General features: G+C 64.0%; 9 protein-coding genes. 6 read left to right on the plus strand and 3 right to left on the minus strand.

All coding sequences use genetic code 11. From position 1 onward, the window contains the following. The first annotated feature begins 58 nt into the window (after nt 1–58). The 5 genes from dadA to ABIB24_RS10295 all read left to right on the plus strand — a co-directional run bounded on the left by dadA (nt 59) and on the right by ABIB24_RS10295 (nt 5,938). Nucleotides 59–1,363, plus strand: a complete 1,305-nt coding sequence (gene dadA / locus ABIB24_RS10275; protein WP_013974779.1) for a D-amino acid dehydrogenase — start codon at nt 59–61, stop codon at nt 1,361–1,363. Nucleotides 1,364–1,509: 146 nt separating this feature from the next. Next, entirely contained in the window at nt 1,510–2,583 is a 1,074-nt protein-coding gene (alr, locus tag ABIB24_RS10280) for an alanine racemase (protein ID WP_025341100.1), read from the plus strand. Nucleotides 2,584–2,692: 109 nt separating this feature from the next. After that, on the plus strand, nt 2,693–3,241 hold the full coding sequence (locus ABIB24_RS10285; protein ID WP_013974777.1) for a cupin domain-containing protein: 549 nt from the start codon (nt 2,693–2,695) through the stop codon (nt 3,239–3,241). Between the two features lie 154 nt (nt 3,242–3,395). After that, nucleotides 3,396–3,800: a c-type cytochrome gene (locus tag ABIB24_RS10290; RefSeq protein WP_038408395.1), complete on the plus strand. Its 405-nt coding sequence runs from the start codon at nt 3,396–3,398 to the stop codon at nt 3,798–3,800. Nucleotides 3,801–4,075: 275 nt separating this feature from the next. After that, a complete protein-coding gene (locus ABIB24_RS10295) occupies nt 4,076–5,938 on the plus strand; it encodes an acetyl-CoA hydrolase/transferase C-terminal domain-containing protein (RefSeq protein WP_274078276.1) in 1,863 nt (620 codons plus the stop codon). Between the two features lie 110 nt (nt 5,939–6,048). Here ABIB24_RS10295 and ABIB24_RS10300 read toward each other — a convergent pair whose 3' ends face one another. After that, entirely contained in the window at nt 6,049–6,621 is a 573-nt protein-coding gene (locus ABIB24_RS10300; protein ID WP_003253535.1) for a xanthine phosphoribosyltransferase, read from the minus strand. Between the two features lie 64 nt (nt 6,622–6,685). Beyond that, nucleotides 6,686–8,695, minus strand: coding sequence for a DNA helicase Rep (rep, locus tag ABIB24_RS10305; RefSeq protein ID WP_015272320.1), 2,010 nt, complete (start codon nt 8,693–8,695; stop codon nt 6,686–6,688). A gap of 254 nt (nt 8,696–8,949) precedes the next feature. On the opposite strand from rep, the gene ABIB24_RS10310 reads away from it, so the two are divergent. Next, on the plus strand, nt 8,950–10,617 hold the full coding sequence (locus ABIB24_RS10310; RefSeq protein WP_459757383.1) for a putative bifunctional diguanylate cyclase/phosphodiesterase: 1,668 nt from the start codon (nt 8,950–8,952) through the stop codon (nt 10,615–10,617). 83 nt (nt 10,618–10,700) lie between these two features. Here the strand turns inward: ABIB24_RS10310 and ABIB24_RS10315 are convergent, their stop codons facing one another. Further along, nucleotides 10,701–12,089 (minus strand): NorM family multidrug efflux MATE transporter, encoded by a 1,389-nt coding sequence (locus tag ABIB24_RS10315; RefSeq protein WP_354316406.1) that lies wholly within the window; start codon nt 12,087–12,089, stop codon nt 10,701–10,703. Between the last annotated feature and the right edge of the window lie 145 nt (nt 12,090–12,234).

Here is a 12,234-nt window from a genome sequence, read left to right on the forward strand (position 1 = left end):
GCGCATTCATGCCATTTCAATAAAAGTCTGCGGCGCGCCGCGTGCGAGGGATAAAACGATGCGAGTTCTGGTACTTGGTAGCGGTGTGATCGGAACCGCCAGTGCCTACTATCTGGCCCGGCAAGGTTTCGAAGTAACGGTGGTCGATCGCCAGCCGGCGGTGGCCATGGAAACCAGCTTTGCCAACGCAGGCCAGATCTCGCCCGGCTATGCCTCGCCCTGGGCCGCCCCAGGCGTGCCGCTGAAGGCCATCAAATGGCTGTTGGAGCGCCACGCGCCCCTGGCCATCAAGCTCACCGGCGACGTCGACCAGTACCTGTGGATGGCACAGATGCTGCGCAACTGCACCGCCAGCCGTTACGCGGTGAACAAGGAGCGCATGGTGCGCCTGTCCGAGTACAGCCGTGACTGCCTCGACGAACTGCGCGCCGAAACCGGCATCGCCTACGAAAACCGCAGCCTGGGTACCACCCAGCTGTTCCGTACCCAGGCCCAGGTGGATGCCGCGGCCAAGGACATTGCCGTGCTGGAGCAGTCCGGCGTGCCTTACGAGCTGCTCGACCGCGACGGCATTGCCCGCGTCGAACCGGCCCTGGCTGGCGTCAAGGACATCCTGGCCGGCGCCCTGCGCCTGCCAAACGACCAGACTGGCGACTGCCAGCTGTTCACCACCAAGCTTGCCGAAATGGCCGTGAAGCTGGGCGTGGAGTTCCGCTTCGGCCAGGACATCCAGCGCCTGGACTTCGCGGGTGACCGCATCAATGGCGTATGGATCGACGGCAAGCTGGAAACTGCCGACCGTTACGTGCTGGCGCTGGGCAGCTACTCGCCGCAGATGCTCAAGCCGCTGGGCATCAAGGCCCCGGTGTACCCGCTGAAGGGCTACTCGCTGACCGTGCCGATCACCAACGCCGACATGGCCCCGACCTCGACCATTCTCGACGAGACCTACAAGGTCGCCATTACCCGTTTCGACAACCGTATCCGCGTCGGCGGCATGGCTGAAATTGCCGGTTTTGACCTGTCGCTGAACCCGCGTCGGCGCGAAACGCTGGAGATGATCGTCAACGACCTTTATCCTCGCGGCGGTGATCTGAGCCAGGCCAGCTTCTGGACCGGCCTGCGCCCGGCGACCCCGGACGGCACGCCGATCGTTGGTGCCACGGCGTTCCGCAACCTGTTCCTGAACACCGGTCACGGTACTTTGGGCTGGACCATGGCGTGCGGCTCCGGTCGCCTGCTGGCCGACCTGATTGCGCGCAAGAAGCCGCAGATCAGTGCCGAAGGCCTGGACATTTCCCGTTATGGCAACAGCCCGGAAGTGGCCAAGCACGGGCAGACTGCGCCGGCTCACCAGCAGTAATAGCCTGCGCCGGCCTCTTCGCGGCTAAAGCCGCTCCCACAGGGATCGCATGTGCTTGGACATTGTGCGGTCCCCTGTGGGAGCGGCTTTAGCCGCGAAGAACCCAACACCGTTTTCAACCTGTGAACCACCATAAGGCAGCCGCCATGCGTCCCGCCCGCGCCCTGATCGACCTCCAGGCCCTGCGCCACAACTACCGTCTGGCCCGTGAACTGACCGGTGCCAAAGCCCTCGCAGTGATCAAGGCCGACGCCTATGGCCACGGCGCCGTGCGCTGTGCCCTGGCCCTGGAGGCCGAAGCCGACGGCTTTGCCGTGGCCTGCATCGAAGAAGCGCTGGAGCTGCGCGCCGCCGGTATCAAGGCCCCGGTGCTGCTGCTGGAAGGCTTCTTCGAAGCCAGCGAACTGGCCCTGATCGCCGAACACGACCTGTGGTGCGTGGTGCACTCGCTGTGGCAACTGGAAGCGATCGAAAAGACCCAGCTGCACAAGCCGCTCACCGTCTGGCTCAAGCTCGACAGCGGCATGCACCGCGTCGGCCTGCACCCCAAGGACTACCACGAGGCCTACCAGCGCCTGCTGGCCAGCGGCAAGGTCGCGCGCATCGTGCTGATGAGCCACTTCGCTCGCGCCGACGAACTGGATGCCGACGCTACCGCCCAGCAGATCGCCGTGTTCGAGGCCGCGCGCCAGGGCCTGGCCGCCGAGTGCAGCCTGCGCAACTCCCCCGGTGTGCTGGGCTGGCCGCAGGCCCCCAGCGACTGGGTGCGCCCGGGCCTGATGCTGTACGGTGCCACACCGTTCGAAGTGGCCCAGGCCGAGGCCGAGCGCCTGCAACCGGTGATGACCCTGCAATCGCGGGTGATCAGCGTGCGCGAACTGCCTGCCGGCGAGCCGGTGGGCTATGGCGCCAAGTTCGTCAGCCCACGGCCAACCCGCGTTGGTGTGGTTGCCATGGGCTATGCCGATGGCTACCCGCGCCAGGCGCCCAACGGTACCCCGGTGCTGGTAGCCGGCAAGCGCACCCAACTGATCGGCCGGGTGTCGATGGACATGCTCAGCATCGACTTGACCGATGTGCCGGAAGCCACCGTCGGCAGCCCCGTCGAACTGTGGGGCAAGCATGTGCTGGCCAGTGAAGTGGCTGCGCACGCGGGTACCATTCCGTACCAGATTTTCTGCAACCTGAAGCGGGTACCTCGGGACTACGTCGGCGAATGACACGCTGAAGCGGACAGGTTGAGGGGCGGTGTGTTGTAAATACTGAACGGCATTGCCATGATATCGTTCACATCCACCCCCCTTTCCACCGTTTCAGGAGGCTCCAGCTTTGGACGTCGGCGAACGACTGCAAGCCATCCGCAAGCTCAAGGGCCTGTCCCAGCGTGAACTCGCCAAGCGTGCCGGCGTGACCAACAGCACCATCTCGATGATCGAGAAGAACAGCGTGAGCCCGTCGATCAGCTCGCTGCGCAAGGTGCTGAGCGGCATTCCCATGTCCATGGTCGAGTTCTTCTCGGTCGAACTGGAACCTGAAAGCCCCACGCAGATCGTCTACAAGGCCCATGAGCTGATCGATATCTCCGACGGTGCGGTGACCATGAAGCTGGTCGGCAAGTCGCACCCCAACCGTGCCATCGCCTTTCTCACCGAGGTGTATCCACCGGGTGCCGATACGGGGGCCGAAATGCTTACCCACGACGGCGAAGAAACCGGCATCCTGCTCGAAGGCCGCCTGGAGCTGGTGGTCGGCAACGAGATCTTCATCCTTGAAGAGGGCGACAGCTACTACTTCGAAAGCACCCGTCCGCACCGCTTTCGCAACCCGTTCGACCGGCCGGCGCGGCTGATCAGTGCGGCGACGCCTTCAAACTTTTGATCCAGCGCAGTGCATTGATTCGGCAATACCCCTTTCCTGTGTGGGGTCGTTTCACGGCCTCTGGGTTCCCGCTATACTTTTCAACGCTCGCCGATCCGTGGCCGCGAGCGTGATTAGCCACCATGAGGGTGTTCGCGTGAACCAAATCAAGAAGATGCTGGCCGTACCAGCAGCCGTATTCGCCCTCTGGGCAATGAGCGCAACCGCTGCGACCAATGATGACATCGCCAAGCGCCTGGAGCCGGTTGGCCAGGTGTGCGTCCAGGGCCAAGAGTGCAAAGGCATGGAAGTGGCCGCCGCCGCAGGTGGCGGTGGTGCCAAGACGCCGGACGAGATCATCGCCAAGCACTGCAATGCCTGCCATGGCTCCGGCCTGCTCGGCGCACCGAAGATTGGCGATACCGCGGCGTGGAAGGAACGCGCCGACCACCAGGGCGGCCTGGACGGCATCCTGGCCAAGGCCATTACCGGCATCAACGCCATGCCACCGAAAGGCACCTGCGCGGACTGCTCGGATGACGACCTGAAAGGGGCGATCAAGAAAATGTCCGGGCTGTGAGAAACAGCTGAATTGCATGAGGCCCGCCATTGATGGCGGGCTTTGTTTTTGTAGTGCCTGTGCCGGCCCTTTCGCGGCTAAAGCCGCTCCCACAGGTACAGTGCAGGCTTCAAGGGCTGCGGGGACCCTCTGGGAACTCGCAGGTACAGCACAGGACTCAAGGGCGGTGAGGTCTCTGTGGGAGCGGCTTTAGCCGCGAAGAGGCCGGCACAGGCAACCAACCCACCAAAGCCCCTGTCCAACCCCTGAACCCATGGATGTCTCAGGAGGCCCCGATGCACCTCTGCTCCATCGACCAGGCTGTCGAGCAAGTCCTGTCGCGCCTGCCAGCCCACATCCACATGGGCCTGCCGCTGGGCCTGGGCAAGCCCAACGCCTTCGTCAATGCGCTTTACGCCCGCATCCGCGAGCTGCCCGAACGGCAGCTGACCATCTACACGGCCCTGTCCCTCGGCCGTCCGTCACTGGGTGACGGTTTGCAACGGCGCTTTCTCGAACCCTTTGTCGAACGCGTTTTCGCCGACTACGAAGAACTCGCCTACCTCACCGACCTGCGCAACGACACGTTGCCATCCAACATTCGCGTCGAACAGTTCTTCATGCAGCCGGGCAGCCTGCTGCACAGCGCGTCGGCCCAGCAGAGCTACATCAGCAGCAACTACAGCCACGCCGCACGCGACATCAACGCCAAGGGCCTGAACCTGATCGCGCAGCTGGTGGCCGCCACCCCCGAGAGGCCGGTGCACCTGAGCCTGGCCTGCAACCCCGACATCACCCTCGACCTGCTGCCGATGATCGCCAAGCGCCGCGCCGCCGGCGAGACCATCCTCATGCTCGGCCAGGTGCATGGCGAGCTGCCTTATATGCCGGGTGACGCCGAGATACCCATCGATACGTTCGACCTGCTGATCGACACAGCCGAGCAACGCCGCCTGTTCTCCACGCCGAACATGCCGGTCAACACCCAGGACCACTGCATCGGCCTGCACGCCAGCAGCCTGGTTCGCGACGGCGGCACGCTGCAGATCGGCATTGGTGCCATGGGCGATGCGGTAGCTGCCGCATTGCTGGCGCGCCAGGGTGACAACGCCGGTTATCGTGCCGTGCTCGACGCGCTGGGTGCTGGCTCGTGGCAAGCGCTGATCGAACGGGAAGGGGGCCTGGATACCTTCGCCCAAGGCCTGTACGGCTGCAGCGAGATGTTCGTCAACGGCTTGCTGGCGCTGGCCGAAGCGGGCCTGTTGCGGCGCCCGGCGGACGAGCAGGGGGCGGCAGTGCTGCATGGCGGTTTCTTCCTCGGCCCCCAGGCGTTCTACCAGCGCTTGCGGGACATGCCGCTGGAGCAGCGCGCACGGTTTGCCATGACGCGTATCAGCTTCATCAACGAGCTGTACGGGCAGGAGGAGCTCAAGCGCCGCCAACGCCGTGATGCGCGCTTCATCAATACCGTATTCGGCATGACCCTGCTCGGCGCCGGGGTGGCCGACCAGCTGGAGGATGGCCGGGTACTCAGTGGCGTGGGCGGGCAGTACAACTTCGTCGCCCAGGGCCATGCGCTGGAAGGCGGGCGTTCGATCCTGCTGCTGCGCAGCTGGCGTGAGGCGGGCGGGGAGGTAACCTCGAACCTGTTCTGGAACTATGGCCATTGCACCATCCCCCGGCACCTGCGCGATATCGTGGTGACTGAGTACGGCATCGCCGACCTGCGTGGGCAGACCGACAGCGAGGTGATTGCGCGGTTGCTGGCGGTATGTGATTCGCGGTTCCAGCAGGGGCTGATCGAGCAGGCAAAGGATGCCGGCAAGCTGGCCAGGGATTTTCAACTGGAGGCGTGCTTTACCGACAATACGCCGCAGCGGCTGGAGGCGATCAGGGCGCGGCACTCGCGGTTGTTCCCGGAGTATCCGCTGGGCACGGACTTTACGGCTGAAGAGCGGGATTTGCTGCGGGCACTGAACTGGTTGAAGAGCAAGTTCAAGCTGAGCGAGGTGCTGGAGCTGGGCAAGGCAGCGCTGGATGCGCCGGGGCCAGAGGGGTATGCGAGGCATCTTGCGCGGATGCAACTGGATCAGCCGCAGGGGCTGAAGGAAGAGCTTTACCAGCGGTTGCTGCTGGCGGGCTTACAGGCTGCAAAATAAACGCTCGGACATACTGTCCCCTGTGGGAGCGGGTTTACCCGCGAATGCGATGGCGCATCCCAAATCGCATTCGCGGGTAAACCCGCTCCCACAGAGATCGCGTAGCGGCCTTATTCGATGAAGGACACCACACCACCTTCCAGCGACTTCACCCGGGCCAGCGACTCGACGCGATAGCCCTGGCTGTCCAGCTCGGCACGGCCGCCCTGGAACGACTTCTCGATCACGATACCCAGGCCGGCCACGGTGGCGCCGGCCTGCTTGATGATCGAGATCAGTGCCTGCGACGCTTTGCCGTTGGCCAGGAAGTCGTCGATCACCAGCACGCGGTCGCTGCTGTTGAGGTGACGCGGCGAGATGGCCACGGTGTTCTCGGTCTGCTTGGTGAAGGAATACACCGAGGCGGTCAGCAGGTTCTCGGTCAGGGTCAGCGACTGGTGCTTGCGGGCGAAGATCACCGGCACGCCCAGCTTCAGGCCAGTCATCACCGCCGGGGCAATGCCCGAGGCTTCGATGGTGACGATCTTGGTCACGCCCGCGTCGGCGAACAGGCGGGCGAACTCGTCACCGATCAGCTGCATCAGCGCCGGGTCGATCTGGTGGTTGAGAAACGCGTCGACTTTGAGAACCTGATCGGAAAGCACGATGCCTTCTTCGCGAATCTTCTGATGCAGTGCTTCCACTTTGTTTTCCTCGATGTAGCAAAGGTGGCCGCAAATAGCGGCAAAGTTAAAGAGTAATGGTTGATCAGCGTTTGAGCATTGCCCGGATATCGGCCAAGGCGTTGTTGCCCCGTGCAGCCTTTACCTCGACCGGCGCATCGTCCAGGCCTTCCCAGGCCAGGTCGTCCGGTGGCAGTTCGTCGAGGAACCGGCTGGGCGTGCAGTCGATGATTTCACCGTACTGCTTGCGCTTGGCGGCGAAGGTGAAGGCCAGGGTCTGGCGCGCGCGGGTGATGCCCACGTAGGCCAGGCGGCGTTCCTCTTCGATGGTGTCGGCCTCGATGCTGGAGCGGTGCGGGAGGATTTCCTCTTCCATGCCCATGATGAACACGTAGGGGAATTCCAGGCCCTTGGAGGCATGCAGGGTCATCATCTGCACACCTTCGGCGTTCTCTTCCTCTTCCTGCTGGCGCTCGAGCATGTCGCGCAGCACCAGCTTGCCGATGGCGTCCTCGATGGTCATGTCACCTTCTTCGTCCTTCTCGAGGGTGTTCTTCAGCGCTTCGACCAGGAACCAGACGTTGCTGATGCGGAACTCGGCAGCCTTGTCGCTGGCGGTCTGCTGGCGGATCCAGTTCTCGTAGTCGATATCGCGGATCATCTCGTGCAGCGCGGCAATCGGGTCTTCCAGGGCAACCTTGTGGCGCACCCCGTCCAGCCAATGCTTGAAGCGCTGCAAGCGCTCGGTATAGCGGGCGTCCAGATGCTCGCCCAGGCCAAGCTCCTCGCTGGCGGCGTACATCGAAATACCGCGCTCGGTGGCGTAGTTGCCGAGCTTTTCCAGGGTGGTGGAGCCGATTTCGCGGCGCGGTACGTTGATCACCCGCAGGTAGGCGTTGTCATCGTCCGGGTTCACCAGCAGGCGCAGGTAGGCCATCAGGTCCTTGACCTCCTGGCGGCCGAAGAAGCTGTTGCCGCCCGACAGGCGATACGGCACCTGGTGGTGCTGCAGCTTCAGTTCGATCAGCTTGGCCTGGTAGTTGCCGCGGTAGAGGATGGCAAAGTCGCTGTACGGGCGGTTGGTGCGCAGGTGCAGGGTGAGGATTTCCATGGCCACGCGTTCGGCCTCGGCTTCCTCGTTCTTGCAGCGGATGACGCGGATCTCGTCGCCCACGCCCATCTCGCTCCACAGCTGCTTCTCGAACGCGTGCGGGTTGTTTGCGATCAGCACGTTGGCGCAGCGCAGGATGCGGCTGGTGGAGCGGTAGTTCTGCTCCAGCATCACCACTTTCAGGGAGGGGTAGTCCTCCTTGAGCAGCATCAGGTTTTCCGGCCGGGCGCCACGCCAGGCGTAGATCGACTGGTCGTCGTCGCCTACCACGGTGAACTGGTTGCGCATGCCGATCAGCATCTTCACCAGCAGGTACTGGCTGGCGTTGGTGTCCTGGTATTCGTCCACCAGCAGGTAGCGCACGCGGTTCTGCCAACGCTCCAGCACATCGGGGTGTTCCTGGAACAGCTTGACCGGCAGCAGGATCAGGTCGTCGAAGTCCACCGCGTTGAACGCCTTGAGCGTGCGCTGGTAGTGGGTGTAGACGATGGCTGCGGTCTGCTCGCGCGGGTTGCGCGCCTTCTCCAGGGCTTCGGCGGGCAGGATCAGGTCGTTCTTCCAGGCACCGATCATGTTCTTGATCTCGTCGATGCCGTCGTCGCCGGAGTATTCCTTCTGCATGATGTCCGACAGCAACGCCTTGATGTCGGACTCGTCGAAGATCGAGAAACCCGGCTTGTAGCCCAGGCGCTCGTGCTCCCTGCGGATGATGTTCAAGCCCAGGTTGTGGAACGTGCACACCGTCAGGCCACGGCCTTCCCCCGGGCGCAGCAGGGTGGCGACCCGCTCCTTCATCTCGCGCGCGGCCTTGTTGGTGAAGGTCATCGCCACGATGTACTGGGCACGGATGCCGCAGTTCTGGATGAGGTGGGCAATCTTGCGCGTGATCACGCTGGTCTTGCCCGAGCCTGCACCGGCGAGCACCAAAAGAGGGCCGCCGACATAGTCACGGGCTTCCTGCTGCCGGGGATTGAGTCGGGACATGCTAGAAACCGGGGGTCGCCAGAAAATAGCCGCGCATTCTAACAGGCATGGGGCGTTTGTGGCGCGACCGTCTGACGTCTGAGTCAAATATGTAAACGGGATTTGCCGGCTGGCGCAGTTTCGCGCAGGATGCACGACAAAATACGTCGGGATGCTACACCCGTAAAAACATGTATTAAATTGAAAATCATTTTCATTAATGCAGTAGCATACCTGGCAGTTTCCGTTGCACCGTGAAGCCCTAAGGAGCCCGCTTGTCCACGCCTGTCGAACCATTGCGTTTGCTGCTGTTGGCCGATGAGCCGGAATGGGGTGCGCTGCTACGCGAGTGCACGCCCGCACTGGGTGGCAGCGCCGTACTGCTGACGGCGCCGAACTGGGAGTCGGTCGACAGCCTGTTCAACCAGGACCGTCAGGCTATCGTGCTGGCAACCCCGGCCCTGCAGCCCGCGCCCGGGCGCTGCGAGTTGCCGACCATCCTGCTGCTCGACCACGAGCCCCAGGTAGCGCCTACCGCTGTCAGCGACTGGCTGGTGCGTGACCAGCTCAATGTCGACACATTGCGCCGCTCGTTGCGCCATGTGCGCGAGCGCGGCGTGCTGGTGGCCACCTTGCAGCGCCTGGCCGAGCAGGACCCGCTGACCGGCATCGCCAACCGCCAGGGTTTCCAGGCCTTGCTGACCGCGCGGCTGGCCGAGAACGACGGCCGTGGCCTTGCCCTCGGCCACCTGGACCTGGACAACTTCCGCCACGTCAACGACGCCCTCGGCCACCAGAGTGGCGACCGCCTGATCCTGCAGGTGGTGGCGCGCCTGAAACAGCAACTGGAGGCGGGTGACCAGCTGGCGCGCCTGGGCAGCGACGAGTTCGCCCTGCTGATCGACACCCGACGCGACCCCAATCGTGCCGAATCGATTGCCGAGCGGATTGTCGAGGCGTTGGCCGAACCCTACTGGATCGACGGCGAAAGCCTGCTGCTGGGCTGCAGCCTGGGCCTGGCCCATGCCCGCGCCCAGGGTGGTGCCGACCCGCTGATGTGGCACGCGCACATCGCCATGCGCCAGGCCAAGGGCAGCCAGGGTTGCACTTTCCATGTGTTCAACGAACGCATCAACCGCAACGCCCGCAGCCTTGCCGACCTGGAAAGCGAACTGCGCCGCGCCCTGCGCCGGGACGAGCTGGAGCTGCATTACCAGCCGCGGTTGAACCTGGCCGACGGGCGCATCGTCGGCCTCGAGGCGCTGGTGCGCTGGCGGCATGCCGAGCGCGGCCTGTTGCCGCCCAGCGAGTTCGTGCCGCTGGCCGAGCAGAGCGGCCTGATCGTGCCGCTGGGCTACTGGGTGATTTCCCGTGCCCTGCGCGACATGCAGGCGCTGTGCGAGCGCGGCCTGGAGCCGCTGCACATGGCGGTCAACCTGAGCTTCCGCCAGTTCCAGGACAGCCAGTTGCTGGCGACCTTGAGCCGCCTGATTCTCGAACATGGCGTGGATGCCCGCTGGCTGGAGTTCGAACTGACCGAAACGGCGGTGATGCGCCGCAACGAACTGGTGCGCCAGACCATGGACGCCCTGGGGCGCCTGGGCGTGCGCTTCTCGCTCGATGATTTCGGTACCGGGTTCTCTTCGTTCGTGCACCTCAACAGCCTGCCGATCACCTTGCTCAAGGTGGACCGCAGCTTTGTCGCGGAAATGGAAATGCGCGAGGAGAACCGCAAGCTGGTGCACGCCATGATCAACCTGGCGCACAACCTCAACCTGGAGGTGGTGGCCGAAGGGGTGGAGAGCGAAGAACAGATGGCGTTGCTGCGCGGGTTTGGCTGTGACCAGGTTCAAGGCTTCCTGGTCAGCAAGCCGCTGCCGGTGGGGGAGTTGATGGAGTTCTTGCTGCAGGCGACCGGCTGCCAGTTGGAGGCTGCCCGTTAGGGACCTTTCGCGGGCACGCCCGCTCCCACAGTGTCCGTGTCTGTACCTGTGGGAGCGGGCGTGCCCGCGAATAGGCCCTTGAGTCAGGCCGAGGCGGTAGCCTCTCGACTACTTCCTGCCTTGCCCAAAAGCCGCTTCATCCGCCACTCAAAGCCAAAGGTCAGTGCCACCGCCGCACACGCCAGCCCCAACGCCAGCCCCCACCACACCCCGACCGCGCCACCGCCCAGGGTAAAGGTGAACAGCCAGGCGCTCGGCGCCCCCACCAGCCAGTAGCACACCAGGCCGATCAGGAAGGTGGTCTTGGCATCCTTCAGCCCACGGATCGAGCCCATCGCGATCGTCTGCATGCCATCGAACAGCTCGAACCACGCAGCCACCATCAGCAACTGCACCGCCAGCTGGAAGATCGCCGCAAATGCCGGGTCGTCACGGTCGATGAACAGCCCCACCAGCGCATTGGGCAGCAGCCAGAACAACGCGGCGAAGGCAAACATGATCATCGCCCCGAAGCCGATGCCCACCCGCCCGGCACTGCGCGCCGCCAGCAGGTTGCCGGCGCCGTAGTACAGCCCCACGCGCATGGTCACCGCATACGACAACCCGGTCGGCACCATGAACGCCGTGGAGACGATCTGCAGGGCGATCTGGTGCGCCGCCAGCTCTGTACTGCCCAGCACGCCCATGCACAGCGCGGCGAAGGCGAACAGGCCGACTTCCACCATGTAGGTGCCGCCAATCGGCAGGCCCAGCCGCCACAGCTCGCGCAGGGCCGGCAGCGAAGGGCGCGACAGGCCCTTGCGCAGTGGGTAGGCGGCATAGGCCCGGTGCCAGCGGATATACAGCGCCAAGGCAATGGCCATGCCCATCGACACCACCGCGGTGACCAGGCCGATGCCCATCAGGCCCAGCTTGGGCAGGCCGAACATGCCTTCGATCAGCGCCAGGTTGAACAGGTAGTTGAGTACCGTGCCGACCAGGCTGATGACCATCACCGGGGTCGACCGGCCCAGCGCGCTGGTGAAGCCGCGCAAGGCCATGAAGGTCAGGTAGCCGGGCAGGGCCAGTGGCAGCAGGGTGAGGAATTCGGCGGCCGAGGCAACGTTCTCGGGCTTTTGCCCGAACAGCAGCAGTACCGGCTCAAGGTTCCACAGCACCAGCGCAGCGAACAGCGCCAGGCCCCAGGCCAGCCACAGGCCACCTTGCGCCAGGCGGGTGGCGCCCTCGATGTCGTTGGCGCCCTTGCGAATGGCCACCAGGGTACCGACCGCAGCGATCACGCCAAGGCAGAAGATCGACACGAACGAGTAGCTCGCCGCGCCCAGGCCGCCGCCAGCCAGGGCTTGAGGGCTGATGCGGGCCATCATCAGGGTATCGGTCAGCACCATCAGCATGTGCGCCAACTGCGAGGCGATCAGCGGCCCGGCCAGGCGCAGCAAAGCCTTGAGTTCTGTGGTGGGCGCGACATGCATGGGGGCAGTCCTTTTCCTGGGGTGATCAACGAAGGGCGATTCTGAGGCTTTGGTCAACTTTGTACAAAAGGATAAAAGCGATCATTGGCATGAGTCTGACTCATGTATATATGCTTCCCGGTGATTCATATCACAGCCCCGTATG

It is taken from the genome of Pseudomonas sp. UYEF17, from assembly GCF_040546125.1.
In the GTDB taxonomy this organism is placed as follows: domain Bacteria; phylum Pseudomonadota; class Gammaproteobacteria; order Pseudomonadales; family Pseudomonadaceae; genus Aquipseudomonas; species Aquipseudomonas putida_Z.